Origin of the sequence: Pseudomonas sp. JL2 (assembly GCF_031570495.1) — a bacterium.
GTDB classification, from domain to species: domain Bacteria; phylum Pseudomonadota; class Gammaproteobacteria; order Pseudomonadales; family Pseudomonadaceae; genus Aquipseudomonas; species Aquipseudomonas rhizophila.
Window position 1 is genome coordinate 17,721 of record NZ_JAKUDH010000028.1, and the last position, 25,441, is coordinate 43,161.

At 61.5% G+C, this 25,441-nt stretch carries 24 protein-coding genes; 14 read left to right on the plus strand and 10 right to left on the minus strand.

Annotation, left to right across the window (positions count from 1 at the left end; genetic code table 11):
- Positions 1-28: 28 nt before the first annotated feature.
- Complete coding sequence (locus MKS85_RS25630) at positions 29-484, minus strand: DUF4879 domain-containing protein (protein ID WP_188252419.1); 456 nt, start codon at positions 482-484, stop codon at positions 29-31.
- 204 nt (positions 485-688) lie between these two features.
- On the opposite strand from MKS85_RS25630, the gene MKS85_RS25635 reads away from it, so the two are divergent.
- From MKS85_RS25635 to MKS85_RS25650, 4 genes are all read left to right on the plus strand, one after another.
- Complete coding sequence (locus MKS85_RS25635; RefSeq protein WP_188252420.1) at positions 689-1,984, plus strand: NCS2 family permease; 1,296 nt, start codon at positions 689-691, stop codon at positions 1,982-1,984.
- Positions 1,981-3,060, plus strand: a complete 1,080-nt coding sequence (gene trmA, locus MKS85_RS25640) for a tRNA (uridine(54)-C5)-methyltransferase TrmA (protein ID WP_188252421.1) — start codon at positions 1,981-1,983, stop codon at positions 3,058-3,060. Before MKS85_RS25635 ends, trmA begins: the two co-directional genes overlap by 4 nt.
- A 295-nt stretch (positions 3,061-3,355) precedes the next feature.
- Positions 3,356-3,796 carry a type II 3-dehydroquinate dehydratase gene (aroQ, locus tag MKS85_RS25645; protein WP_014340320.1) on the plus strand — a complete coding sequence of 147 codons (441 nt, stop codon included), beginning with the start codon at positions 3,356-3,358 and terminating at the stop codon, positions 3,794-3,796.
- Between the two features lie 5 nt (positions 3,797-3,801).
- Complete coding sequence (locus MKS85_RS25650; protein WP_370695173.1) at positions 3,802-4,653, plus strand: shikimate dehydrogenase; 852 nt, start codon at positions 3,802-3,804, stop codon at positions 4,651-4,653.
- A 110-nt stretch (positions 4,654-4,763) separates the two neighbouring features.
- On the opposite strand, the gene MKS85_RS25655 is transcribed toward MKS85_RS25650, so the two are convergent.
- The 3 genes from MKS85_RS25655 to MKS85_RS25665 all read right to left on the minus strand — a co-directional run bounded on the left by MKS85_RS25655 (position 4,764) and on the right by MKS85_RS25665 (position 7,716).
- Complete coding sequence (locus MKS85_RS25655) at positions 4,764-5,441, minus strand: TetR/AcrR family transcriptional regulator (protein WP_047229564.1); 678 nt, start codon at positions 5,439-5,441, stop codon at positions 4,764-4,766.
- A 104-nt stretch (positions 5,442-5,545) separates the two neighbouring features.
- The gene (gene quiC / locus MKS85_RS25660; RefSeq protein ID WP_188252422.1) at positions 5,546-7,447 is read right to left on the minus strand and encodes a 3-dehydroshikimate dehydratase QuiC; all 1,902 of its coding nucleotides are present in this window, start codon (positions 7,445-7,447) and stop codon (positions 5,546-5,548) included.
- A 128-nt stretch (positions 7,448-7,575) separates the two neighbouring features.
- Entirely contained in the window at positions 7,576-7,716 is a 141-nt protein-coding gene (locus tag MKS85_RS25665; protein ID WP_157952141.1) for a hypothetical protein, read from the minus strand.
- A gap of 3 nt (positions 7,717-7,719) precedes the next feature.
- Between MKS85_RS25665 and MKS85_RS25670 the strand changes: the two genes are divergently transcribed.
- Positions 7,720-9,057: an MFS transporter gene (locus MKS85_RS25670; protein ID WP_107322969.1), complete on the plus strand. Its 1,338-nt coding sequence runs from the start codon at positions 7,720-7,722 to the stop codon at positions 9,055-9,057.
- Positions 9,058-9,193: 136 nt separating this feature from the next.
- Here the strand turns inward: MKS85_RS25670 and MKS85_RS25675 are convergent, their stop codons facing one another.
- Positions 9,194-10,072, minus strand: coding sequence for a DMT family transporter (locus MKS85_RS25675; RefSeq protein ID WP_047229561.1), 879 nt, complete (start codon positions 10,070-10,072; stop codon positions 9,194-9,196).
- A gap of 51 nt (positions 10,073-10,123) precedes the next feature.
- On the minus strand, positions 10,124-10,900 hold the full coding sequence (locus tag MKS85_RS25680) for an IclR family transcriptional regulator (RefSeq protein WP_188252423.1): 777 nt from the start codon (positions 10,898-10,900) through the stop codon (positions 10,124-10,126).
- A gap of 233 nt (positions 10,901-11,133) precedes the next feature.
- Between MKS85_RS25680 and MKS85_RS25685 the strand changes: the two genes are divergently transcribed.
- Positions 11,134-12,018: a neutral zinc metallopeptidase gene (locus MKS85_RS25685; protein ID WP_188252424.1), complete on the plus strand. Its 885-nt coding sequence runs from the start codon at positions 11,134-11,136 to the stop codon at positions 12,016-12,018.
- Positions 12,018-12,965, plus strand: coding sequence for an alpha/beta hydrolase (locus tag MKS85_RS25690; protein ID WP_188252425.1), 948 nt, complete (start codon positions 12,018-12,020; stop codon positions 12,963-12,965). Before MKS85_RS25685 ends, MKS85_RS25690 begins: the two co-directional genes overlap by 1 nt.
- Before the next feature lie 144 nt (positions 12,966-13,109).
- Here MKS85_RS25690 and MKS85_RS25695 read toward each other — a convergent pair whose 3' ends face one another.
- The 4 genes from MKS85_RS25695 to MKS85_RS25710 form a co-directional block, all read right to left on the minus strand.
- A complete protein-coding gene (locus MKS85_RS25695; protein ID WP_047229557.1) occupies positions 13,110-13,703 on the minus strand; it encodes an HAD family hydrolase in 594 nt (197 codons plus the stop codon).
- A complete protein-coding gene (tesB, locus tag MKS85_RS25700) occupies positions 13,700-14,569 on the minus strand; it encodes an acyl-CoA thioesterase II (protein ID WP_047229556.1) in 870 nt (289 codons plus the stop codon). The genes MKS85_RS25695 and tesB overlap by 4 nt, the downstream gene beginning before the upstream one ends.
- Positions 14,570-14,671: 102 nt before the next feature.
- Positions 14,672-15,241 (minus strand): GNAT family N-acetyltransferase, encoded by a 570-nt coding sequence (locus MKS85_RS25705; RefSeq protein WP_047229555.1) that lies wholly within the window; start codon positions 15,239-15,241, stop codon positions 14,672-14,674.
- Positions 15,242-15,441: 200 nt separating this feature from the next.
- Positions 15,442-16,107: a GntR family transcriptional regulator gene (locus MKS85_RS25710; RefSeq protein ID WP_076386424.1), complete on the minus strand. Its 666-nt coding sequence runs from the start codon at positions 16,105-16,107 to the stop codon at positions 15,442-15,444.
- A gap of 276 nt (positions 16,108-16,383) precedes the next feature.
- Between MKS85_RS25710 and MKS85_RS25715 the strand changes: the two genes are divergently transcribed.
- From MKS85_RS25715 to MKS85_RS25745, 7 genes are all read left to right on the plus strand, one after another.
- Positions 16,384-17,616, plus strand: a complete 1,233-nt coding sequence (locus MKS85_RS25715) for a divalent metal cation transporter (protein WP_310663162.1) — start codon at positions 16,384-16,386, stop codon at positions 17,614-17,616.
- Between the two features lie 28 nt (positions 17,617-17,644).
- On the plus strand, positions 17,645-18,415 hold the full coding sequence (locus MKS85_RS25720; protein WP_076386426.1) for a LamB/YcsF family protein: 771 nt from the start codon (positions 17,645-17,647) through the stop codon (positions 18,413-18,415).
- Positions 18,412-19,218, plus strand: a complete 807-nt coding sequence (locus MKS85_RS25725; RefSeq protein WP_188252426.1) for a putative hydro-lyase — start codon at positions 18,412-18,414, stop codon at positions 19,216-19,218. The genes MKS85_RS25720 and MKS85_RS25725 overlap by 4 nt, the downstream gene beginning before the upstream one ends.
- 9 nt (positions 19,219-19,227) lie before the next feature.
- Complete coding sequence (locus MKS85_RS25730; protein ID WP_188252427.1) at positions 19,228-20,844, plus strand: 5-oxoprolinase/urea amidolyase family protein; 1,617 nt, start codon at positions 19,228-19,230, stop codon at positions 20,842-20,844.
- On the plus strand, positions 20,841-22,580 hold the full coding sequence (locus MKS85_RS25735) for a biotin carboxylase N-terminal domain-containing protein (protein ID WP_188252428.1): 1,740 nt from the start codon (positions 20,841-20,843) through the stop codon (positions 22,578-22,580). The genes MKS85_RS25730 and MKS85_RS25735 overlap by 4 nt, the downstream gene beginning before the upstream one ends.
- Positions 22,581-22,732: 152 nt before the next feature.
- A complete protein-coding gene (locus tag MKS85_RS25740) occupies positions 22,733-23,971 on the plus strand; it encodes an OprD family porin (protein WP_188252429.1) in 1,239 nt (412 codons plus the stop codon).
- 161 nt (positions 23,972-24,132) lie between these two features.
- Complete coding sequence (locus tag MKS85_RS25745) at positions 24,133-25,374, plus strand: TIGR03862 family flavoprotein (RefSeq protein WP_188252430.1); 1,242 nt, start codon at positions 24,133-24,135, stop codon at positions 25,372-25,374.
- The last annotated feature ends 67 nt before the right edge of the window (positions 25,375-25,441 follow it).

A 25,441-nucleotide genomic window follows, 5' to 3' on the forward strand; every position in this document is an offset into this window, starting at 1 on the left:
GCCGCGTGCGGCTTGTCAGGCTGGAAGGTCATTTGATGTACAGCTGGGTCGACATCCGGTTGCCTGGTGCGTTGATCGACTGGTTGCTGAAGCTGAAGGTGCCTTCCTGCTTGCCCTTCAGATCGAAGACATACAAATAGCCAACCGTTTTGCTCCGCACGGAACAATCATTCAGGTTGCCATTGCTGAACGCACAGACCGGCGAGCGGGTGCCATCGACTTCAAAGCCGTCCAGCGTGACGTGAGGCTGACGGCCATACCCCACCTCCAGCACATAGACCTTGATACTCGGGCCGCTGTGATTGCAACGAGTCTGTTCTTGCCCTTGGGCGATGTCCTCGAAGCCGCAGGCGGGCGACTCGACCTTGAGCACCTTGACCTCGCTCAGGGGCGGCGCCGAAGCGGCATTGACGGCCTGCCCGGATAACCCCAGGCCCAGCGCACACCCCCATGCGACCAACAGGTGTTTTTTTATACGATGCATAAAGACCTCCCGGAACCGCGCGCAGTATGGCCGACTTGGCGCTTGGGCAAAACATCGACGAGGATCGCAGCCACAGCGCCACGCTGCTGGTATGATGCGCGGCTTTTTCCGACCCACAGAAAATTCCCGAGCGCCCCTGGCGGTCTGTGCTTTGCTGTTGAGGTCGATACATTCACGGCGCCCGGCGCGCCACGGGGAGCAGACATGCTGGAAAGGCTGTTTCAACTCAAGGCACACAACACCAACGTGCGGACCGAGATTCTGGCGGGCGTCACCACCTTCCTGGCCATGGCCTACATTCTGTTCGTCAACCCGAGCATCCTCGGCGAAACCGGCATGGACAAAGGTGCGTTGTTCGTCGCCACCTGCCTGGCGGCGGCCATCGGCTCCACCACCATGGGCCTGATCGCCAACTACCCGATCGCCCTCGCGCCGGGCATGGGCCTGAATGCGTTTTTCACCTACACCGTGGTCCTGCACATGGGCCATACCTGGCAGGTGGCGCTGGGTGCGGTGTTCATTTCCGCCGTGTTGTTCTTCCTGCTGTCGATCTTTCGTATCCGCGAGTGGATCATCAACAGCATCCCGCTGCCCCTGCGCTCGGCCATCGCCGCCGGTATCGGCCTGTTCCTGGCGCTGATCGCCCTGAATAACGCCGGCATCGTGGTGAAAAACCCGGCAACCATGGTCGGCCTCGGTGATTTGAAACAACCCGCGCCGATCCTCGCTACCCTCGGCTTCGTCCTGATCGTCGGCCTCGAAGCGCTGAAAGTGCGCGGTGCCGTGCTCATCGGCATCCTGGCGGTCACCGTCGTTTCGATCCTGATGGGCTTCACCCCGTTCGGCGGCGTGATGTCGATGCCGCCGTCCCTGGCGCCGACCTTCCTGCAACTGGACATCAAGGGCGCCCTGGACATCGGTCTGGTGAGCGTTATTTTCGCCTTCCTGTTCGTAGACCTGTTCGACAATTCCGGCACCCTGATCGGCGTCGCCAAGCGCGCCGGACTGATGGGCAAGGACGGCCACATGCCGAAGATGGGGCGGGCACTGATCGCCGACAGCACCGCCGCCATGGCCGGTTCGCTGCTGGGCACCTCCACCACCACCAGCTACATCGAGTCGGCGGCGGGCGTCAGCGCCGGCGGCCGCACCGGCCTGACCGCCATCGTCGTGGCGATCCTGTTTCTGCTGGCGCTGTTCTTTTCGCCACTGGCCTCCAGTGTCCCGGCCTTCGCCACCGCACCGGCGCTGTTGTTCGTCGCCGTGCTGATGACCTCAGGCCTGGCGGAAATCGACTGGGACGACATCACCGTGGCCGCTCCCGTGGTGATTACCGCGCTGGCGATGCCGTTCACCTATTCCATCGCCAACGGCATTGCCTTCGGCTTCATCGCCTGGACCGCCATCAAACTGGTGTCTGGCCGTGGCCGTGAGCTGAACCCGGCGCTGGTCATCCTGTCGATTCTGTTCGTGATCAAGTTGGGTTGGTTCAACGCATGACTTTTGATTCCCAGGCCTACGCCGCCCAACTCCAGGACAAGGTCAGCCGCTTGCGTGACCTGCTGGCCCCGTTCGATGCACCGGAGCCAGCGGTGTTCGACTCACCGCTGGAGCACTTCCGCCTGCGGGCCGAATTCCGCCTGTGGCGCGAGGCCGGCGAACGGCATTACGCGATGTTCTCCCAGGACGACAAGCGCACGCCGATCCTCATCGAGCAGTTTCCCATCGCCAGCCTGCGCATCAACCAGTTGATGCCGCAACTCAAGGCGGCCTGGCAAGCCAGCGCGCCGCTGAGTCACAAGCTGTTCCAGGTGGAGTTCCTGACCACCCTGGCCGGCGATGCGATGATCACCCTGTGTTACCACCGCCCGCTGGATGAGCACTGGCACGCAGCGGCCACGAAACTGGCGAGCGACCTCGGTGTGAGCATCATCGGTCGCTCCAAAGGCAAACGGGAAGTGATCGGCCATGATTACGTGGTGGAGAAACTCGACGTCGGTGGCCGCACTTTCAGCTATCGCCAACCTGAAGGCGCCTTCACCCAGCCCAACGGCACCGTGAACCAGAAGATGCTCAACTGGGCCTACGAGGCCTTGGGCGATCGCAGCGACGATCTGCTGGAGTTGTACTGCGGCAACGGCAACTTCACCCTGCCTTTGGCCACCCGCGTGCGCAAAGTGCTGGCGACCGAAATCAGCAAGACGTCGGTGAACGCCGCGCTGAGCAACCTCAGCGAAAACGCTGTGGATAACGTGACTCTGGTGCGCCTGTCCGCTGAAGAACTGACCGAAGCCTTGAACGAAGTCCGCCCGTTCCGTCGCTTGCACGGCATCGACCTCAAGAGCTACGCATTCGGCAGTGTCTTCGTCGACCCGCCCCGCGCCGGCATGGACCCGGACACCTGCGAACTGACCCGGCGTTTCGAGAACATCCTCTACATCTCGTGCAACCCGGAAACCCTCGCCACCAACATCGCGCAACTGCACGACACCCACCACATCACGCGCTGCGCGATGTTCGATCAATTCCCTTGGACCCATCACATGGAATCCGGGGTGTTGTTGACTCGGCGCTAGACGCTGCGGGGCTGGACAGGGCAAAGCTATGTGGGAGCAAGGCTTGCCCGCGATACAGGCAATGCGGTCGTTCAGAATTTGAGCCGCCTGTATCGCGGGCAAGCCTTGCTCCCACAGATAAATCCCCTCGCCACCATTGCCCTCCCTCACCTCCCGACCAAGATCATGTTCGATCATCGAACACTTATTGCCCGATGCCATCGGCTTTGTTTGACCAAATTAACCATCTAGTACAATTTATCTCCACCGGCTGAAATCCGCCGACACCAACAATAAAAATTGTGGAGAAATTGCGATGCCTCCGATCGTTCTGGTGCTCAACGGCCCGAACCTGAACCTGCTCGGCACCCGCGAGCCGGCGACTTATGGCCACGAAACCCTGGCGGACATCTCCGCACTGTGCGGCCGCGCCGCTGAAGAATTCGGCCTGGCGGTGGAGTTTCGCCAGACCAATCAGGAAGGCGAATTGCTCGACTGGGTGCATGGCGCCCGCGGTCGGTGTGCCGGCATCGTCATCAACCCGGCAGCCTGGACCCACACCTCGGTAGCGATCCGTGATGCGCTGGTCGCCAGCGAAGTCCCGGTGATCGAGGTGCACCTGTCCAACGTTCACGCCCGCGAAACGTTCCGTCATCACTCCTTTGTTTCATCGGTCGCCATCGGTGTGATGTGCGGGTTTGGCAGCCATGGTTATCGCCTGGCGCTGGAGCATTTCAGTCAGCGGTTGAAGGGTTGATGAGCATGTCGAATATCACCGTGCTTGCCGGCCTGATTGGTGCGGGCATCCAGGCGTCGCGCACCCCTGCGCTCCATGAGCGCGAGGGCGATGCCCAGGGCATGCGTTACCTCTATCGACTGATCGACCTGGACGCCCTGGGACTCGACAGCGGCGCCCTGCCCGATTTGCTCAAGGCCGCCGAGCGCATGAACTTCACCGGCCTGAACATCACCTTTCCCTGCAAACAGGCGATCATCCCGTTGCTCGACGAACTGTCGCCCGAGGCCAGGGGCATTGGCGCGGTGAATACCGTGGTGTTCAAGGAGGGCAAACGTATCGGCCACAACACCGACTGCCTGGGGTTCGCCGAAGGGTTTCGCCGCGGCCTGGGTGAAGTGGCGCGCAAGCACGTGGTCCAGATGGGCGCCGGCGGCGCAGGCGCGGCGGTGGCCCACGCGCTGTTGGCAGAAGGCATACAGACGCTGAGCATTTTTGATGTTGAAGTCAGCCGTGCCGAAGCACTGGCAAACAACCTGAATCAACACTTCGGTCCTGGCCGCGCCCGGGCCGGACATGATTTGCCTACAGCGATGGCCGAGGCGGACGGCCTGGTGAATACCACGCCCATGGGCATGGCGAAACTGCCGGGCATGCCGGTGCCGGTGGAGCTGCTGCGGGGCCAATTGTGGGTCGCGGAAATTGTCTACTTCCCCCTGGAAACCGAACTGCTGCGCAACGCCCGCGCCCTGGGTTGCCGCACGCTGGATGGCGGCAACATGGCCGTGTTCCAGGCGGTGAAGGCGTTCGAGCTGTTCAGCGGCGTAGCGCCGGATGCGCAGCGGATGCTGGAGCATTTCCAGAGCATGAATCACTGAAACCACCCTTGTGGGAGCGAGCCTGCTCGCGATAGCGGTGAATCAGTCAGTGTTGATGTGACTGACATACCGCTATCGCGAGCAGGCTCGCTCCCACAAAGGTTTCAAGGTCAGGCCTGCAGATACCGCAACACCGACTCACAAATCATCTGGCGATGACGCTGCTTGATCGCTTCGTCCGGCAAATCGATCTGAAAAATCTCACCGAATGTGTGGCGGTTGGACACGCGGTAAAAGCAGAACGAACTGATCAGCAGATGCACATCCAGCGGTTCCAGGCCGGCGCGGAACACCCCCTCTTCGGCACCTCGGCGCAGGATCACGCCCAAGGAATCAAGGATGGTATTGGTCATTGCCTTGATGGCGCCCGATTGCTTGACGTACTCGGCGTTGTGAATGTTTTCGATGCAGACGATGCGCACGAAATCCACATTGCGGTCATGGTGGTCGAAGGTGAATTCCACCAGGCGCCGGATCGCATCGACCGGGGCCAGTTCCGCCAAGTGCAGGCGGCTCTCAGTGTTGCGGATATCGCCGTAGAGTTTTTCCAGCACCTCGACGTACAACTGCTCCTTGCTGCCGAAGTAGTAGTAGATCATGCGCTTGGAGGTGTGGATGCGCTCAGCAATGGCGTCGACCCGAGCGCCGGACAGGCCCTGCTGGACGAACTCGACGATGGCTTCCTGAAGAATGTTTTCCCGGGTTTTCTCCGGGTTGTTCTTGCGACTCTTGCGCGGCTCGACGACAGGTTCGTCGAGGTCTGCGGAAAGCTCTGAATTCGTAGTCATTGCGGGGCTCACGGCCATCACTGCACAGGTTGGCGATTATGGGCCGCACCGCGCAGTCAAGCCAAGCCACGGGGTTGCCCTTTACCGCCGCGTTTACGATTTGCCTACAACTTGGCGTGCCGCAAGCCACCGCTGCGGGACTTGGCCATGGCTGCCAGCCTTACCGCGACATTGGCGGCGCCGTAGCCGGCATAGCCGTTCTTGCGCTGGATGATTTCAAAGAAGAAGCGCCCTTCGAACGGCTCGGTGTAGACGTGAAACAATTCACCGCCCTGGGCATCTCGGTCGTACAACACGTTGAAATAAGCCAGCTCGCTGAGAAACTCATCATCGAAATCGAAACGCGCCGCGAGGTCATCGTAATAGTTGAGCGGAATGTCCAGCAGCGGCACGCCGGCCTCTTTGGCGCGGCTGACCTGGGCAAAGATGTCATCGCAGTCGAAGGCGATGTGGTGCACGCCGGAGCCGCGATAACTGGACAGCGCATGGGAGATCGCGGTGTTACGGTTCTCGGAAATATTGAGCGGTAAGCGGATCGAACTGCAACGGCTACGCAGGGCGCGACTCTTTACCAGGCCATACGGATCGGGCAACACCACTTCGTCGTCGGCTTCGAAATCCAGCAGGCTCTTGTAGAACAGCACCCAGCTGTCGAGGCTATCGGCCGGCAGCGCCATCGCCATGTGGTCGATGCGCTTGAGTCCGGCACCGATGACAGCGCCCGGCTGCAGGTTGAAATCGGTGCCGTAGACGTCGGCGTCCTGATCCACCAGGTAAATCAGGCTGCCGTCCGGTGCACGCACCGCCGCCAACTCCAACTCGTTGGGCCCCACCAGGCCGCGATAAGGCTGGCCCTTGTAGGCCACGGCCCGCTCCAGGGCGCTGGCGCTGTTTTTGACCCGCACGGCGGTGGCGCACAGCGATGGCCCGTGAGCTTCGAAAAAGCTGTGGGCAAACGAATAGGGTTCGCAATTGAGGATCAGGTTGATGTCGCCCTGGCGCAGCAGGCTCACGTTCTTGGAGCGATGCTGGCCGGCCTTGACGAACCCCAACCGTTCCAGCCAATGGGACAGCTTTGCGCCAAGGCTGTCGTCCACGGCAAACTCAAGGAATTCGATACCGTTGTATTCGCTGGCCGGTGGTGTGGCGAACAGGATGTCAGCATGGCTTGCCGGTTCGGCCTCTTCGGCCAGCCGCTGGCGGGTCTTCTCCTCCAGGTACAGCAACGAACGCAGGCCGTCGGCGGCATTGGCCCGTGGTGGCGCGGCGCGGAAACCGTCGTTGAAAATCTCCAGCGACAATGGCCCGGTGTAGCCACTCTTGATGATCGGTGCCAGGAAGCCCGGCAGATCGAACTCGCCCTGGCCCGGGAAGCAACGGAAATGCCGGCTCCATTCCAGGACATCCATCGCCAGGATCGGCGCATCGGCCATTTGCACGAAGAAAATCTTGTCACCGGGGATCTGGGCAATCGCACTCGGATCGCCCTTGAGGGACAAGGTATGGAAGCTGTCGAGCAACACCCCCAGATTGGGGTGGTCGGCCTGACGCACGATGTTCCAGACCTGTTGATAAGTATTGACGTGCCGGCCCCAGGCCAGCGCCTCGTAACCGATGCGCAAGCCTCGCGCCCCGGCTCGTTCGGCCAGCAATCGCAGGTCATCCACCAAAATCTGCTCATCACCCAGGCTGTCGGCCGAGGCATTACTGCACACCAGCACCAGGTCGGTGCCCAGCTCCTGCATCAGGTCGAACTTGCGCTCGGCCCGCTCCAGATTGCGCGCAAGGCGTTCGCGACGGCAACCTTCAAAATCCCGAAACGGTTGGAAAAGCGTGATGGCGATGCCCAGGTCGGCGCACATCTGCCTGATTTCCCGAGGGCTGCCATCGTAATAGAGAAGGTCGTTCTCGAAGATCTCCACGCCGTCGAAACCGGCGGCGGCAATGGCTTCAAGTTTCTCCGGCAGGGTACCGCTCAAGGACACGGTGGCAATGGAACGCTGCATGACTTCGGCTCCCGGGACAGGCATCGGCTACACACAGGTGTGCCGCTTTTGAAAGAGTGAGCCGATTATTGAGCTGGAGGTTTGTTTCAGCAATTTAATATGTACCATCCGGTTAGTTTTTTGGGCGATTATCGAACACAATGCCCGATCAGCGAATTGACGGTTTTTTGCTCACTGCGCACCATCGGCCCCTCATTGAGGCCGCCCTGATCGTCGGCACCTTTGAACAGACCCAGACCACACCATAAGAATTTCAAAAACGGGTACACGCTATGATTCCTTCCCAAAGCTCCCGCCTGCCCCCCGTCCTGGGTGCCACCACCGCTGGCGTCGGTGACAAGATCCGCGGCGCCCTGGCCGTGGGCAAAACCCGTTGGGGCATGCTCGCCCTGGTGTTTTTCGCCACCACCCTGAACTACATCGACCGCGCCGCACTGGGCGTGATGCAGCCCATTCTCGCCAAGGAAATGAGCTGGACGGCGATGGATTACGCCAACATCAACTTCTGGTTCCAGGTTGGTTATGCCATCGGTTTCGTGCTGCAAGGCCGACTGATCGACCGGATCGGCGTCAAGCGCGTGTTCTTTTGCGCCGTACTGCTCTGGAGCCTGGCGACCGGCGCCCATGGCCTGGCCACGTCGGCGGTGGGCTTCATGGTCTGCCGATTCATCCTGGGCCTGACCGAAGCCGCCAACTACCCGGCCTGCGTGAAGACCACACGGCTATGGTTCCCGGCCGGTGAACGGGCCGTGGCGACCGGTATTTTCAACGCCGGAACCAACGTTGGCGCGATGTTCACGCCAATGCTGCTGCCGCTGGTCCTGCAGGTGTGGGGCTGGCAGGCTGCGTTCCTGTGCATGGCCGCGCTGGGCGGGATCTGGCTGGTGTTCTGGGGCCTGAAATACTTCAACCCGGAGGATCATCCCAGCGTCAAACAGGCGGAACTGGACTACATCCAGGCCCAGGACGAACCCGATCAGGTCCGCGTGCCCTTCTCCCGTATCCTGCGCATGCGCGGCACCTGGGCGTTCGCCCTGGCCTACTCGATCACCGCACCGGTGTTCTGGTTCTACCTCTACTGGTTGCCGCCGTTTCTGAACCAGCAATACAACCTGGGCATCAACGTGACCCAGATGGGCATCCCGCTGATCATCATTTACCTCACCGCCGATTTCGGCAGCGTGGGCGGCGGGATTCTGTCCTCATTCCTGATCGGCCGCGGCCTGAACCCGATCAAGGCACGGCTGATTTCCATGTTGCTGTTCGCCTGCTGCATCATCGGCGTGATCCTGGCCGCCGGTTCCAGCAGCCTGTGGATGGCGGTGTTTGCCATCTCCCTGGCCATCGGCGCGCACCAGGCCTGGACCGCCAACATCTGGAGCCTGGTGATGGACTACACGCCCAAGCACATGATGAGCACGGTGTTCGGCTTTGGCGGCATGTGCGCCGCCGTCGGCGGGATGTTCATGACCCAGTTGGTGGGCCACATCCTCACGGTGACCCACAACAACTACACCGTACTGTTCACCCTGATCCCGGCGATGTACTTCATTGCCCTGATCTGGTTGTACTTCATGGCACCACGCAAGGTGCCGACGCTGGAAAGCTGATACCAGTCAGCCCGGGATTCATCCCCATGTGGGAGCAAGGCTTGCCCGCGATGCAGGCACCTCGGTTCACTCAGGACCGTATCGTCTTCATCGCGGGCAAGCCTTGCTCCCACAATCGATCCCACCACGGTGCGCGTTAGCTCCGCCGCTGTTGCCACGCCGCCGCCAGCCCGCTGAGGCAGATCAGCACGATGCCGAACACCGTGGTCAACGTTGGCGTATGGCTGAACAGCAACCAACCCAACAGGCCGGCAAATACGATCTGGCAATACCCGAACGGTGCCAACAGCGCCGGGGCGGCGAAGCGGAAGGCCTGGGTCAGCATCAGGTGCGCCGTCATCCCACACGCTCCCAACGCAAGCATCATTGCCCCATGCACCAGGCTTGGCACCTGCCAGAAGAACGGCACCAGGGCGCTCATCACCAACGTATTGCACAAGCCGGCGAAGAAGTTGCTGGTGGTCGGGCTGTCAATCTCACTGAGCTTGCGAGTGAGCAGTTGATAGAAACAGAAAAACAGCGCCGAACAGAACGGCAATAACACCGCTGGCGTGAACAGGTCACCGCCCGGATGGACAATGATCAACACCCCGATAAAGCCGAAGATCACCGCGATCCACTGACCGCGTGTCACGTGTTCGCCCAGCAAAGGCACCGACAATGCAGTGACCAGCACGGGCGCCAGGAAGTTGACCGCGGTCGCCTCCGCCAAAGGGATGTATAGCAGCGCCGTGGTGAAGAACAGGCTGGTGCCCAACAGACACAACGCACGCGCCAACTGCCATAACGGACGCTTGGTACGCAGCACCCGCAGCCCCGAACGCGGCAGGAAAATCCCTGCCATCAACAGCGTGTGCACCACATAACGCGCCCACACCACCATGATGATCGGATAGAACCCTGAAAGGTATTTGGACAAGGCGTCATGGCTGGAGAACAGGAACGTCGCGCAGAGTATCAACAGGATGCCCTTGAAGGCCTGATTGACGCCGGAAAGCGGAGTGCTGACGGTCATGTAGGAATCCTGTGTTGCTTGATGTAGGGAGCCGATGTCTGCGACGGCGATTCAGCTGAACAACTCCGATGCCTGGCTGGCGTGTGACAATTCCTCGGTAAACGCAAGCAAGGTCGGCGCCAGCTCATGCAGCCTCGATCGCGTCATCCGGGCGGTGGGGCCGGCGATGCTGAGCACGCCCAAGACCCGGCCATCCAGCGGATGACGCACCACGGCTGCAATGGCAGAGGTGCCGACCGCCGAACTCTCCTCGACACAGGCATAGCCCTGCTCCCGGGCCTGACGCAGGTATTGAAGCAGTTCAACGCTGTCACGCGGCGCGTTGGGGCCCACGTCCGCCGGCATTTTCAGGGCCTGGCGGTCCACCAGCGACAGCGCCTCGACATCGCTCATGCACGCCAGCCAGGCATGGCCCGACGCGGTATAGACCAATGGCGTCTCGCGGCCCATGTCAGGGTCGTAGCGCAACCCGGAGCGAGCGCCCTGGGACTTGGCAATCCAGGTCTGGCGATCACCCTCGATCACACCCAGGCGTACCAGTTCACCGCTTTCCCGAGCCAGACGATCGAGCACCGGCTGCACGATGTCGGCACCACTGCGCGACAGGTAGCGAAAGCCCAGGGCGACCAGGCGGGTCGACAAGTGATAACGCAGGTTCTCGGGATTCTGGCGCACGTAACCCAGGCGCGTCAGTTCAGCAAGCAGGCGGTGCGTGGCGCTCTTGGGAATCTGTAATTGTTCGGCCAACCCTTGCAGAGCCCAGCCGTGGGGATCGCTGGCGAGACTTTCCAGCACATTGAAAACCCGTTCGATTTGACTGCCGGCCATGGAAAATCCAGAGGAGAGAGGCTGATTCCAAAATATGCGAAGTGTAATGCAAATTCTGGAACCCGACATTCATTGTTGACGGATGAACCAAAACCCGTGGCGATTGCCTGAGAGCTCAGGCGTACAGCCTGCGCCTTCAAACGCTAGACTCACTGCGAATGTCTGTCCGTGAACTGGCGGCAACCCCACTCAGCGGCAACACTCTTCACACGGTCAATCAGAGGATTTCCCACATGTTATGGAAAAAAGGTCGCCGCAGTGACAACGTGGTGGACGCCCGCGGTGACGGTGGCGGCGGTGGTGGGATGCGTTTCGGTGGCGGCAAGGGGCTGAGCCTGACGGCCCTTGTCCTGATCGTCGGTATCGGCTGGATCACCGGCCAGGACCCCATGCAGATTCTCGGGCAACTGGCCGGGCAGATGGACCAGACCTCGGCCCCCTCCTCCCAAACCCGGCAGGCGCCGCCCGCGAACGATGAACAGGCCGAGTTCGTGCGCTCGATCCTGGGTGATACCGAAGACACCTGGGGCCAGGTCTTCCAGCAGGCCGGGCGCCAGTACCAGCAACCCAAACTGGTGCTGTTCAGCGGTCGGGTCAACTCGGCCTGCGGCCTCGCTTCATCAGCCACCGGCCCGTTCTATTGCCCGGCCGATAAACAGGTCTACCTGGACATGAGTTTCTTCCAGGAAATGTCCCAACGGTTCTCCGCCGCTGGGGATTTCGCCCAGGCCTACGTCATCGCCCATGAGGTAGGGCATCACGTCCAGACCCTGCTCGGGGTGTCGGCAAAAATCCAGGAGGCTCGCCGTCAGGGCCGCCAGATGGAAGGCGATGGTGGTCTGCTGGTCCGTCAGGAATTACAGGCCGACTGCCTGGCGGGCGTCTGGGCCAACCATGCACAGAAGCGCCTGAACTGGCTGGAGCCGGGAGACATTGAAGAGGCCTTGACCGCCGCCAACGCCATCGGTGATGACCGCCTTCAGCAGCAGGGCCAGGGCCGGGTAGTGCCGGACTCCTTTACCCACGGCACCTCGGCGCAACGGGTTCGCTGGTTCAAGACCGGGTTTGCCCAGGGTCAGGTCAGCCAATGCGACACCTTCGCGGCAAAAAATCTGTAATGAAGTGGGGCGTCCTCCTCAGCCTGCTGCTGTGCTGCACTTTTACCCAGGCAGACGAACAGGGCGTGGGCGTGGTCGCTCAAGGGCGACTGCAGCTCAAGGGCGGCGCCATGGTCGTCGGCGTGAGTCCACCCCCGGCGTCTATCCAGCGCGTGTTGATCATCCTCCATGGCCGGCTGCGCAACGCCCAGACCTATCTGCACAGCGCCGAAAAGGCCGCCGCACACGCCGGTCAACTGACCACGACTCTGATCATCGCCCCGCAGTTTCTCAACGAACATGACGTTGCCCGCCATCAGTTGCCCAATGACCTGTTGCGCTGGCAAGGCAACGACTGGATGGCCGGCGGCTTATCCACGGGGCCCAAGGCGGTCAGTTCCTTTCAGGTCATCGACGACATCGTCGCCCGGGTCAGTGACCGGCAGCAATTTCCCGAGGTAAAAGAGATCGTCATCGCGGGCCATTCCGGCGGCGCGCAGGTCGCGCAGCGCTACGCCTTGCTCGCTCGCGGTCAAACCCGGATCGCCCCCAGATTCGTCATCGCCAACCCGTCCTCCTATGCCTATTTCGATGCGCAGCGCCCCATGGCCTTCGACCCGGCCGGTTGTCCCGGCTTCAACCATTGGAAGTACGGCCTGCAGAACCTGCCCGCCTATGCCGCCGGTCAACCCCCCGCTCAACTGGAAGACAACTACATCAAACGCGACATCGTTTATCTGCTTGGGCAACAGGACATCGACCCTGAGCACCCTGCGCTGGATAAAGGCTGTGAAGCGCAGACCCAAGGGCCGTATCGGTTACTGCGCGGGCAGTTCTTTTTCGACTACCTGACCCGGCGTCATCCCGAGGGGCTGAACCAGCGGCTGATCGAAGTGCCGGGGGTGGGGCATAACGGGGATGGGATGTTCAATTCGGCTGAGGGGCAGAAGGCGCTGTTTGGTCCGTGAGTGGTGTAGTGGTAGACAGGGCCTCATCGCGAGCAAGCTCGCTCCCACAATAGATCTGCGGTGGACACACACTTTTTGATCGACTCAGATCCCCTTGTGGGAGCGAGCCTGCTCGCGATAGCTATCTATCAGCCAACCCCTCTTTCAAGCCGACAGCATCCGCCGCAACTCCCCGCAATCGCGCGCATGCCAGTCCGCCAGCTCCGGCCAAGGATTGTCCGGCAGGTTCACCAGCACCGTCCGCGCACCCGCCGCACGGCCGCAGTCCAGGTCGAAACGGTAGTCACCCACCATCACCATCGCCTCAGGCGCCACACTCCAGGCCTCGGCCAGTTTCAACAGGCCGCCGGGATGAGGCTTGGGCGGCGCTTCGTCGCGGCCCAGCACATCTTCCACGGCGAAACAGTCCGCCAGACCGATAGCTTGCAGGGTCACGTGGGCCAGTTCGCGAGCGTTGCGCGTCAGGATCCCCAGGCGGTAACCCCGCTGCGCCAGCTCGCGTACCAGCTCGACCGCTCCCGGCGCAGGCCGGGAGCCCAGCGCCAGGTCCCGCTCGTGCTCCAGCAACCAGGCATGCTTGGCTGCGGCTTCGTCGGCCGGCAATGCCGCCAGGTGGGTCAGAATGTCGTCTTCGGCCGGGATCGCCAGGGCCACGCGAATCGCCGCAAAATCATGCACGGCGATGGTCAGCGTACCGTCCATGTCGAACACCCAGTGCCGCACATCGGCCAGACTCATGCCCAGTCCTTGCGGTGGCGAATCAGGCCTTCCTGGGTCACCGACGCCACCAGTTGTCCGGCGCGGTTGAACACGCTGCCACGAGAGAACCCACGGGAGTTGCCGGCCCACGGGCTGTCCATCGCATAGAGCAACCAGTCATCGGCACGCAGGTCGGCGTGGAACCACAAGGCGTGGTCGAGGCTGGCGACCTGCATGTCCTTTTGCCAAACCGATTTGCCGTGGGGCAACATCGAGGTGGTCAGCAGACCGAAATCCGAGGCGTAGGCCAGCAGGTACTTATGCAGGGCCGGCGAGTCCGCCAGGGCACCATCGGCCCGGAACCACACGTACTTGACCGGATCGGCCGGCTGCGGATTGTAGGGATCTTTCTCGGTGACCGGGCGCACCTCGATCGGTTTGGGACACAGCAGTTTTTCCCGCATGTGCTCGGGCAGCAGGTGCGCCCGCTGCTGGGTCAGTTCCAGCTCCGAAGGCAGGTTCTCCGGCCCGACCACCTGGGGCATGGAGTTCTGGTGCTCAAAACCCTGCTCGTCGTATTGAAACGAAGCGCTGCACGTGAAAATCGGGTTGCCCTTCTGGATCGCCGTGACCCGGCGGGTGCTGAAACTGCCGCCGTCACGCACCCGGTCCACCTGGTAGACCACCGGCAAGGCCGCATCGCCCGGACGCAGGAAGTAGCCGTGCATCGAATGCACATGACGGGCCTCTTCCACGGTCTGGCTAGCCGCCGACAGTGACTGGCCCAGCACCTGGCCGCCGAACAACTGGCGAAACCCCAGGTCCTGGCTGCGACCGCGAAACAGGTTCTCTTCGATGGGTTCCAGGGTCAGCAGGTCGACCAGATCTTCCAACACGTGGCTCATTCAGACTTTCCTCACACAGCTCAACCGCGCAGTCGGTGCTGCGACGGTGGATCGATTGTTGGCCCGGGCCATTGTGGCGGGCATTGTAAACGTCCGTGTCGGCTAACCGTGCAGGGTCTGTAGCCACTGTTCACGGTTGATACGATAGAGCACATGTTGACGCAATGGATGACCGACGGCGAGCTTTGGGTGTTCAAAGTCATCGGCCGGGTCATGATGCATGCCGATGGCTTGCATGACTTTCTGCGATGGCAGGTTATCGACGGCGGCGAACGCCACCACCTCATCCAGCCCCAGGCGATCGAACGCACACCGCAAGGCCGTCCATGCGGCTTCGCTGGCATAACCCAGGCCCCAATGCTCCCGGGCCAGACGCCAGCCGATCTCGATCGCCGGAGTGAAGTGCGCGTCGAATCCGACCACGCCCAGGCCGGTAAAGCCGATAAAGGCCCCGGTGTCCTTGCGCTGCAGGGCCCACAAACCAAAGCCATGCTCGGCAAAATGCCCCCGCACGCGCCCGATCAGTGCGGCGCTTTCCAGGCGGCTCAGGGGCGCCGGAAAATAACGCATCACCTGCGCATCGGCAGACATGGCGGCAAACTCCGGCAAGTCCGCGTCGCGCCACTGGCGCAGTATCAACCGCGCGCTTTGCAGTTCCAGTATCGGCTCCATTTGCTTCCTCTCCATGCCCCAACGCCTACTCAAGCGAAATCGCCACGCCCAAATAAACGGCCCACGGCCGCTGCCGGGATCAAGGTGGGAGACGCAGGCGACGTGCCCAGCTTGATCGAGTGAGCCACGCGGCTGCGCCAGGTATCAATTATCGACAGGCTTGGCTTGGCTGGCGAGGAGTTCGTCGCGCTCGTAGGGTGCTACCGGTTCAGACTGCGTTCGTAAGCGGCCAGAACGGTGCGCTCCGACTGCACCAGATAGGCTTCAAGCAGCCGGGTTGCCTCCTCTGATCGTCCTTCTTCGATACAACGCAGGATTGAAACGTTCATATCGACATAGGGCATATGCAGGAACTCCGGATCTTTGAGCAGGCCGAATGCCAGCCGCAGCTCGGCTGATATCTGACCGTAGAACACCACCAATCGCGGGCTGTCGGCGAGTTCGACGATAGCCTTGTGGAACATCATGTTGGCGGTGCCGACAGCCTTCCAGTCCTTGACTTCACGCGCTCGCATGCCCGCCTCCACCGCCTCACGCATATGCAGCGTTCCCGGATGCAGCGGGTAACCCTGGGCAATGGCCTTGCATTCGATAAAGCGACGGACACGATAGATGTCGATGATCGACGCCATATCGGGCACCGCCACGCTCACCCCGCGATTGGGTTCATGTTTGAGCAACCCCTCGCGGGTCAGGACCCTGAACGCTTCCCTCAAGGTGTTGCGGGAAATCTGCAGGCTTTCGGCCAGGGCCGCTTCGGACAATCGTTGGCCCGGAACCAGTTCACCTTCGACCAGCATTCTGCGGACCTCCTGGGTAATGGATTCTCCCAGCGAGCGAGGAAGGGAAGGTGAAACGTCGTTCATGTGCAATCCAGAATAAGAATAAGAGAAGTCACTTTGATGTTCCATGAGAGCCCCGCCCATGGCAAGGAGCAAGGGTGTCGCCTGCATCATTAAGTAACACCCACGAGTGACAAGGTTACAATTTGGTGCGAATTGTAGCCTTACACTAAACTGATTGTTGAACAATTCAGACGCTATAGATCAACACTTCTAGGCCGATGTTTGAGTCCTGGCACGCTCGTTGCTCAATAAAAAATATCTCCCACCGTAGGAATTGATGCCGTGACACAGACAGCCGTGACACAGACCGCTCAAGATTTTACAAAGACGCGACGCGCTTCCCTGATCGCAGCAATTTTCATGATGGCAACGTCCGCCATCGGCCCTGGCTTCATCACCCAGACCGCCACGTTCACGGCCAAAATGGGTGCGGCATTTGCGTTCGGTATCCTGGCGTCGATTCTGATCGACTTCGTGGTTCAACTTAACGTCTGGCGTATCGTCACCCTGACCCGAATGCGTGCCGCAGACGTGGCCAACAACGCGATTCCAGGCAGTGGTTACCTGCTGGCGGTGCTGGTGATTTTCGGCGGGCTGGTGTTCAACGTCGGCAACATCGCCGGTGCCGGGCTGGGCCTGAACGCGTTGATGGGGCTTGATGCAAAATGGGGCGGCGGTCTCAGCGCCTTGCTGGCTATCGGCATCTTCCTTTCCCACCGCGCCGGAGTGGCCGTCGACCGGCTGATCGTCGTGCTGGGTCTGGTAATGATCGCCCTGACCCTGTTCGTGGCCTTCGCTTCCAACCCGCCACTGGCCGAAGCCCTCTATCAAACCGTCCTTCCGGACCAGATCAACTTCGCCACCATTACCACCATTGTCGGCGGCACGGTCGGCGGTTACATCACTTATGCGGGGGCTCACAAACTGCTGGACCGCGGGACTACCGGGGTAGAAAACCTCCAGGCAGTGACCAAGGCAGCCTTGGGCGGCATCATGGTCACCGGCCTCATGCGCTACATCCTGTTTCTCGCCATCCTCGGCGTCGTTGCCAGCGGCGTAGTCATCGACACTTCGGGCCAGGGCGCCAATCCGGCCGCACAAGCCTTCCAGGCAGCAGCCGGGCAGTTCGGCCTGCGCGTCTTCGGTCTCATCCTCTGGGCCGCCAGTATCACCAGCGTGATCGGCGCCGCTTACACCTCCATTTCCTTTGTCACCGTGTTCAAGCCGGACATCACTGAGCAGGGGCGCAACCGCGCCACCACCGTGTTCATCGCTCTGTCGCTGCTGATCTTTGCCCTGATGGGAACGGCTCCCGCCGCACTGCTGCTCTTCGCGGGCGGTTTCAATGGCCTGATACTGCCAATCGGCCTGAGCATCTTTATCTACGTCGGCTGGCGCCGGTCCGACCTCATGGGCGGTTACCATTACCCACGCTGGCTGTTGGTGCTGGGCGCCCTGACCTGCCTGCTGACCTGGTACATGGCAATCAAATCCGTTGGGCCGATCTTCGCCTTCCTCAACGTTGCCTGAGCCCGATAACGAACAAGGAGTCACGTGAATGCCAACCATAGATATCAACAGCGACCTGGGCGAAAGCTTTGGCGCCTGGCACATGGGCGACGATGCCGCGATGCTCGATGTCGTGACCAGCGCCAATGTCGCCTGCGGTTTCCACGCCGGTGACCCGGCCGGCATCCTGCGGACACTGAAAGCGGCGGCGGCCAAAAATGTCACCATTGGTGCCCATGTCGCTTACCCGGACAAAGTGGGCTTTGGCCGCCGAAACATGGACGTGGCCAGCGATGAGCTGACGGCCGACGTGATCTACCAGATCGGCGCGCTGCAAGGCCTGGCCAAGGCCGCCGGCACGTCGGTGCGCTACGTAAAACCCCACGGCGCCTTGTACAACACCATTGCTCACGATCGCCGTCAGGCGCTGGCCGTGATCGAAGCCATCCGCGCGATCGACTCCAACCTCATATTGGTTGCCCTGGCCGGCTCAAGCCTGATTGAACTGGCCCGTAACGAGGGTTTGCAGTGTATCGCCGAAGCGTTCGCTGACCGTGCCTATACGCCACAGGGCACCCTCGTCTCTCGCCGCGAACCAGGCGCGGTGCTGCACGATCCCAAGCTCGTCGCCCAACGTATGCTGCGCCTCGTTGAAGACGGCTGCCTCGAAGCGATCGATGGCAGCCTGACCAAAATCCAGGCCGACTCGATCTGTGTCCATGGCGACAGCCCCGCAGCGGTGGAAATGGCCCGCGAGCTGCGCCGGGTATTGGAACAGGCGCACATGTCCTTGCAGCCCTTTGCCGGAGCACGCCCATGAACGCCCTTGATCTCGCCCGCCAGGCGGCGATTGCCGCTGCCCGGGATGCACGCAGCACTTACCGTAACGGCCTGGTCGCCCCCACGGCGGGTATCGCGCCGGGCATGACCCAGGCCAACCTGATCGCCCTGCCGCGCGCCTGGGCGTACGACTTCCTGCTGTATGCCCAGCGCAATCCCAAAGCCTGCCCGATCCTTGACGTCAGCGACGCCGGCAGCCCGAGTACGCTGCTGGCTGAAGGGGCGGACCTGCGCACTGACATCCCGCTGTACCGCATCTGGCGTGATGGAAAGCTGGCCGAGGAAGTCAGCGATGCCACTCAGGCCTGGGCTGAACACGACGACATGGTGGCCTTTTTGATCGGCTGCAGCTTCACCTTTGAAACCGCCCTGCAAGAGGCCGGCATCGAAGTGCGGCATATCACCGATGGTTGCAACGTACCGATGTACCGGACCAACCGTGCCTGCCGCCCGGCCGGACGTCTACAGGGTGAAATGGTGGTATCGATGCGACCGATCCCCGCCGATCGCGTGGCTGAGGCGAGCACTATTTCCGGACGCTATCCCTCAGTCCATGGCGCCCCGGTGCACATCGGCGAACCCGCGCTGCTCGGCATCCAGGACCTGGGGCGCCCCGATTTCGGCGATGCCGTACGCATCGAACCCGGCGAGATCCCGGTGTTCTGGGCCTGCGGCGTCACTCCCCAGGCCGCGGTCATGGCCTCGGGCGTGCCCTTCGCCATCACCCATTCGCCGGGCCATATGTTCATCACCGATGTGCCTGACAGCACCTACCACGTCTAGGAGTCTCCCGTGCGTTTTCTACCGGTCAACCTGGACGCCCTGCTCGTCGAATTGAAAGACCTCGACGAGACACTGGCGTTGTTCGACGCCCTGATGGCCGAGCCGATTGCTGGCGTGGAGGAAATCATTCCTGCCGCACGAACGCTGCTGATCCAATTTCGCCCCAGCGCCATTGCGCAGCAGGCGCTCGTCAATCGTATCGCTAGCCAAGACCTGAGCCAGCGCCGCGCGATCGAGCATCGCCGGGTGGAAATTCCCGTCCATTACAATGGCGAAGACCTCGACGAGGTCGCCACGCTGCTGGGGATCAGCCGCGCCGAGGTGGTCCAACGCCACACCGCCCATGACTACAGCGTGGCCTTCTGCGGATTCGCGCCGGGCTTCGCCTACCTCACCGGCGGTGCGGGTTTCCAGGTGCCTCGCCGACAAACTCCACGCACCCGCATACCCGCGGGTGCGGTTGCCCTGGCGGGGGAGTTCAGCGGTGTTTATCCCCAAGCCAGCCCCGGCGGATGGCAGATCATCGGCGTCACGCCTTTGCAGATGTGGGACCTGAACCGCGCTGAATCGGCCTTGCTGCGTCCAGGCTATAAAGTGCGCTTCACCGATGCTGGCCCGCTCCCGGCGGGTGGCCTGCCCGCCCCCACGGTACCGGCAAGTGCCGCCGCGCCCAGCGGCGCCTATCTGGAAATCATCACCCCCGGTTTGCACAGCGTACTGCAGGATATGGGCCGCCCCGGCCAGACCGGCCAAGGCGTATCCCGTTCCGGCGCGCTGGACCTGGGCGCGCTGCGGGCAGCCAACCGCGCGGTCGGCAACCGCTCGGACATGGCCTGTGTGGAATCGGTACTCGGCGGCCTGAGCTTCGTTTGCCATGGCCGTGCCGTGATCGCCGTCACCGGTGCGCAAACCCCGGTCACAATCACCAACGCCAGTGGCCTGCAATGGCAGGCAAGTCACTACCAGCCCATCGAGCTGGACGCGGGTGACCGCGTCAGCCTGGGTTCCCCCCTCGCGGGGCTGCGCAGCTACCTGGCGATTCGCGGCGGCTTTGACGTCACTCCGGTGCTGGGCAGCCTGTCCACAGACACCCTGGCCCAGGTCGGCCCCCCGGCGCTCGCCGCCGGCGACCTATTGGGCTTTACGACACTGACAACGGGAACCAGCGTATCGCTGAACGAAGCCCCAGTCTTTGAGCTGCCTACTGCTGCCAACATCGTCACCCTTGACGTGATCATGGGACCGCGGACCGACTGGTTTACCGAAGACGCCATCCAGCGTCTGAGCAGCCAGCTCTGGCGCGTCACCTCACAGTCCAACCGCGTCGGTATTCGTCTGGCCGGTGAAATACCGCTAGCGCGCAGCAACCACCATGAGTTGCCCAGCGAAGGCACCTCCGTGGGCGCCATTCAGGTCCCGGCCAGCGGCCAACCGGTTCTGTTTCTCGCCGATCACCCGTTGACCGGTGGCTATCCAGTGATCGCCGCAGTCGCCAGCTACCATCTCGACCTGGCTGGCCAGATCCCTATCAATGCGCAGATTCGCTTCAACCCTGTGGACGGCTTCAAAGAGATTCAACCCGTTACGCAAGCTTCTTCAACTGCCGATGTGAAAAAAATTCCATGAAAAAATTACTGATTGCCAACCGTGGTGAAATTGCCGTCCGCATCGCCCGCGCCTGCCGCGACTACGGCGTGCAGTCTGTCGCGGTCTATGCCGACGCGGACATCGACGCCCTGCACGTGCGCCAGGCCGACGAAGCCTACTCACTGAATGGCCAGCGCCCGGCCGAAACCTACCTGGATATCGGCAAACTGATTGCCGTGGCCAAACGCAGCGGCGCCGATGCCGTGCACCCCGGCTATGGTTTTCTGTCTGAACGGGCCGACTTCGCCCGGGCGGTGATCGACGCAGGATTGATCTGGATCGGTCCCAACCCGCAGACCATCGACGTGCTCGGCGACAAGGTCGAGGCGCGAAAAATTGCCCAACTGGTCGGGGCGCCTCTGGTAGCCGGTACGCCTGGCCCGGTCGAAAGCGCCGCCGAAGTATTGGCCTTTGCCGAACAGCACGGCCTGCCAATTGCCATCAAGGCTGCCTTTGGCGGCGGTGGACGCGGCATGAAAGTCGCCTGGCGCATGGATGAAGTGGCTGAATTGTTCGCCTCCGCCGTGCGCGAAGCGCAAGCAGCCTTTGGTCGTGGCGAGTGCTATGTCGAGCAGTTCCTCGACCGCCCTCGGCACATCGAAGCGCAGATCCTCGCCGACAAACACGGCAAGGTCGTCGTCATCGGCACGCGTGACTGCTCCTTGCAGCGGCGCAATCAGAAGCTGGTGGAGGAAGCGCCAGCGCCCTTTATCAGCGACGAACAGCGCCAGCGTATTCATCAATCCGCTCAGGATATCTGCGCCAAAGCCGGCTACGTCGGTGCCGGCACGGTGGAGTTCCTGCTCAGCCAGGATGGCACCCTGTCGTTCCTTGAGGTCAATACCCGCTTGCAGGTCGAGCACCCGGTGACCGAAGAGACCACTGGGGTGGATCTGGTGATCGAACAACTGCGGATCGCCGACGGTTTGCCGTTGTCCTTCAGTGAGACGCCGACCCCACGTGGCCATAGCTTCGAATTTCGCATCAATGCGGAAGACCCAGGCAAGGGCTTCCTGCCCACCCCCGGTCAGATCACCGATTTCCTGCCACCGTCTGGCCCGGGTGTGCGCCTGGACAGCGGCGTGATAAGCGGCTCGCGAGTGCCCAGCACCTTCGACTCGATGATGGCCAAACTGATCGTCACCGGCGCCACCCGCGAACAGGCTATTGTCCGCGCCCGACGCGCCTTGGCGGAATTCAACATTGAAGGCATTGCCTCGGTACTGCCGTTCCACCGGGCCGTGATGGACCATGACGACTTCACCGGTGCCGATAAATTCGCCGTGCACACGCGCTGGATCGAAACCGATTTCGCCGAACAGATCACGCTCGCCCCACGTACCGCGGTATCGGCCGACCCAGGCATCCTGCGCACGTTTGTCGAGATCGACGGCAAGCGCCACGAACTGGGCCTTCCGGCTGCGCTGCTGCGAGGCGTCAGCCTGAATGCAGCGGGTACCGCCAGCGAAAACACGGCCCCCTCCGAGGTCACTGATCCGCAGGCGGTACTGACGCCCGTGGCGGGTAATCTGCATACCTGGGTCGTCGAGGACGGCGAGTCGGTGAGCACCGGGCAAGTGATCGCGGTTGTAGAAGCCATGAAAATGGAAACCTCGGTCCTCGCACCTTGTGAAGGCCAGGTGCAGATCGCCAAACAGGCCGGCGACTATTTTGAAGCCGGCTCCGTCATTGGCCGCATCAAAACAGCTCTCTGATTTAAAACTTTTCTTTTCGCAGTCAGTACGCGCAACGGGGTAATAACCCGGTTGCCGCGTGCTGCCCGCAGAAAACTGTAGATGTAACTTTGCAATCAAAATAACGATAAAACCCAACACATAAATCTGCTGTTATCTGGAGCATAAAGAGCATGTCAATCAATAAGACTTTGGCTATTGCGGGTACTTGCGCGTTGATTTTCCCTTTTACGGCATCTGCAGATTTTATTGCCGACAGTAAGGCCAGTGTGGAACTGCGTAACTTCTACTTCAATCGTGACTTTCGCAACGGTCCTCCCACGGCCCAGCGGGACTCGGCAAAAGAATGGGCCCAGGGCGCCATGTTGCGATTCGAGTCAGGTTATACCGCCGGCACCGTGGGCCTGGGCATCGACGCGGTTGGCATGCTCGGCCTCAAGCTTGACGGCGGTGATGGTTCCGGTGGCACGGGCCTGTTGCCGGCTGACCTTAGTTCGAAAAACGGCCGCGGCTCACAGGACGAATATTCCAAACTTGAGTTGACGGCCAAGGCGAAGGTGTCGGAAACCGCTCTAAAGGTTGGCTCACTCGCCTTCCGTACGCCCGTGGTATCGAGCAATGACACACGCCTGTTGCCCTCCACCTTCGAAGGCGCGCTACTGACCTCCAAGGACATTGATCAGTTGGTCCTGCAAGGCGGCAAGCTGGAGCAAATCAAGTTCAACAGTTCCTCGAACTATCAGGACTTCACGGGTAACCGCATCGGCGGTGTCAGTGATGGCTTCCGCTTTGCCGGCGGTACTTACAGTTTCAACAAGGCCCTTAGCACAAGTCTGTTCTACGGCAATCTGGAAAATGTCTACCGACAGTTCTTTGGCGGCGTCGTCTATGAAATCCCTCTTGCCGCGCAGCAGTCGCTGAAGTTCGATCTACGTTATTCGAAAAGTATCGATGACGGTAACTTCCGCCCCCTCGATAACCGCGCCGCGAACGGACTGGTTGCCTACACTCTGGGCGCCAACGTGTTCACCGCCGCCTATCAACGCATGAGCGGTGACGATCCCTTCCCGTACATTGCCAATAGCGACCCATACCTGGTCAACTTCGTCCAGATCAATGACTTTGCCAACACCCAAGAGCGCTCCTGGCAGCTGCGTTATGACTACAACTTCGCCGCGCTGGGCATTCCCGGGCTGACGTTCATGAGTCGTTATGTCCAGGGTGACAACGCGTTGGTCGGGGGCAGTAATACGGGCAAAGAGTGGGAGCGCGATACGGATATCGGTTACGTGGTCCAAAGCGGTTCGCTGAAAAACCTCGGGGTCAAACTCAGAAACGCTACGGTTCGTTCGAACTTCAGCAATGACCTGGATGAAACCCGCCTGATCGTCAGTTACACATTAGCCCTCTAAGAATCACCGCATCCCCCTGTGGGAGCGAGCTTGCTCGCGATGGCGGCTGATCAGCCTGCATGGATGTTGGCTGACAGATCGCTATCGCGAGCAAGCTCGCTCCCACAGGGATCTGTGCTGATAGAATGCCCCGCTTATTCCCGTCCTCCGCAGCTCACGCCATGACCCCAACCGTCTGCCCCCATATCCCAAACGTCGCCATCATCGGCGGCGGCCCTGCCGGCCTGATGGCGGCCGAGGTGTTGAGCCAGGCCGGGATACAGGTCGACCTGTACGACGGCATGCCTTCGGTGGGCAGGAAATTTCTGCTGGCCGGGGTCGGCGGCATGAACATCACCCACTCGGAAGACTTCTCGCCGTTCCTGTCCCGCTACGGCGAGCGCGCGCCCAATATCGCCCCGCTGCTGCGGGCATTCGGTGCGCACGAGTTATGCCAATGGATTCACGGATTGGGCATCGAGACCTTTGTCGGCAGTTCCGGGCGGGTATTTCCTACCGACATGAAAGCCGCCCCGCTGCTGCGCGCCTGGCTCAAACGCCTGCGCGATGCCGGCGTGATGATCCATACCCGCCATCGCTGGCTGGGCTGGAACCCCGACGGCAGCTTGCTAGTCGCCGCTGCGGACGGCGAAAAAACACTGCGCCCCACTGCGACATTGCTGGCACTGGGCGGTGGCAGTTGGTCACGCCTGGGCTCCGATGGTGCCTGGATGCTGCCACTGGAACAGCGCGGTGTAGGCCTTGCGCCCTTGCAGCCGAGCAATTGCGGATTCGAAGTGCCGGCCTGGAGCGATCTGATGGTCAGCAAATTCGCCGGCGCCCCGCTGAAAAATATCGCCATCGGCCTGAATGACGATGTACCGCGCCTCGGTGAATGCGTGATCACCGCCACCGGCATCGAAGGCAGCCTGATCTATGCCCTGTCGGCGCCGATTCGCGAAGCCATCAACCAACATGGCAGCGCGACGATCCATCTGGACCTGCTGCCAGGCCGACCTGTGGATAAAATCCAGCAAGCCCTGAGCAAGCCACGCGGTTCGCGCTCAATGGCCAAGCACTTGCACAGCCAGTTGGGGATCGACGGGGTCAAGGCTGCGCTGTTACGCGAACTCACGCCCGCCAATTGTTTTAGCGACCCGGCGCGGCTGGCCCAGGCAATCAAGGCCTTGCCCCTCACCCTGGTGAAACCCCGCCCGCTGGACGAAGCCATCAGCAGTGCCGGTGGCGTGACCTTCGAAGCCCTGGACGAACGCCTGATGCTCAAGCAGATGCCTGGCGTGTTCTGCGCCGGGGAAATGCTCGACTGGGAAGCACCGACCGGCGGCTATCTGCTCACGGCCTGCTTTGCCAGCGGCCGGGCGGCTGGGCTGGGAATGTTGGAGTGGTTACAGCGCAAGGTTTGAAAACCCAAGCGCGGCCATCGCGAGCAGGCTCGCTCCCACATTGACGGTATACACAAATCAAATGTGG

Excerpts from the sequence above, each read along its gene's own strand:
- MKS85_RS25630 (WP_188252419.1), bottom strand. The coding sequence starts at position 484 with ATGCATCGTATAAAAAAACACCTGTTGGTCGCATGGGGGTGTGCGCTG.
- MKS85_RS25635 (WP_188252420.1), top strand. The coding sequence starts at position 689 with ATGCTGGAAAGGCTGTTTCAACTCAAGGCACACAACACCAACGTGCGG.
- trmA (WP_188252421.1), top strand. The coding sequence starts at position 1,981 with ATGACTTTTGATTCCCAGGCCTACGCCGCCCAACTCCAGGACAAGGTC.
- aroQ (WP_014340320.1), top strand. The coding sequence starts at position 3,356 with ATGCCTCCGATCGTTCTGGTGCTCAACGGCCCGAACCTGAACCTGCTC.
- MKS85_RS25650 (WP_370695173.1), top strand. The coding sequence starts at position 3,802 with ATGTCGAATATCACCGTGCTTGCCGGCCTGATTGGTGCGGGCATCCAG.
- MKS85_RS25655 (WP_047229564.1), bottom strand. The coding sequence starts at position 5,441 with ATGACTACGAATTCAGAGCTTTCCGCAGACCTCGACGAACCTGTCGTC.
- quiC (WP_188252422.1), bottom strand. The coding sequence starts at position 7,447 with ATGCAGCGTTCCATTGCCACCGTGTCCTTGAGCGGTACCCTGCCGGAG.
- MKS85_RS25670 (WP_107322969.1), top strand. The coding sequence starts at position 7,720 with ATGATTCCTTCCCAAAGCTCCCGCCTGCCCCCCGTCCTGGGTGCCACC.
- MKS85_RS25675 (WP_047229561.1), bottom strand. The coding sequence starts at position 10,072 with ATGACCGTCAGCACTCCGCTTTCCGGCGTCAATCAGGCCTTCAAGGGC.
- MKS85_RS25680 (WP_188252423.1), bottom strand. The coding sequence starts at position 10,900 with ATGGCCGGCAGTCAAATCGAACGGGTTTTCAATGTGCTGGAAAGTCTC.
- MKS85_RS25685 (WP_188252424.1), top strand. The coding sequence starts at position 11,134 with ATGTTATGGAAAAAAGGTCGCCGCAGTGACAACGTGGTGGACGCCCGC.
- MKS85_RS25690 (WP_188252425.1), top strand. The coding sequence starts at position 12,018 with ATGAAGTGGGGCGTCCTCCTCAGCCTGCTGCTGTGCTGCACTTTTACC.
- MKS85_RS25695 (WP_047229557.1), bottom strand. The coding sequence starts at position 13,703 with ATGAGTCTGGCCGATGTGCGGCACTGGGTGTTCGACATGGACGGTACG.
- tesB (WP_047229556.1), bottom strand. The coding sequence starts at position 14,569 with ATGAGCCACGTGTTGGAAGATCTGGTCGACCTGCTGACCCTGGAACCC.
- MKS85_RS25705 (WP_047229555.1), bottom strand. The coding sequence starts at position 15,241 with ATGGAGCCGATACTGGAACTGCAAAGCGCGCGGTTGATACTGCGCCAG.
- MKS85_RS25710 (WP_076386424.1), bottom strand. The coding sequence starts at position 16,107 with ATGAACGACGTTTCACCTTCCCTTCCTCGCTCGCTGGGAGAATCCATT.
- MKS85_RS25720 (WP_076386426.1), top strand. The coding sequence starts at position 17,645 with ATGCCAACCATAGATATCAACAGCGACCTGGGCGAAAGCTTTGGCGCC.
- MKS85_RS25725 (WP_188252426.1), top strand. The coding sequence starts at position 18,412 with ATGAACGCCCTTGATCTCGCCCGCCAGGCGGCGATTGCCGCTGCCCGG.
- MKS85_RS25735 (WP_188252428.1), top strand. The coding sequence starts at position 20,841 with ATGAAAAAATTACTGATTGCCAACCGTGGTGAAATTGCCGTCCGCATC.
- MKS85_RS25740 (WP_188252429.1), top strand. The coding sequence starts at position 22,733 with ATGTCAATCAATAAGACTTTGGCTATTGCGGGTACTTGCGCGTTGATT.
- MKS85_RS25745 (WP_188252430.1), top strand. The coding sequence starts at position 24,133 with ATGACCCCAACCGTCTGCCCCCATATCCCAAACGTCGCCATCATCGGC.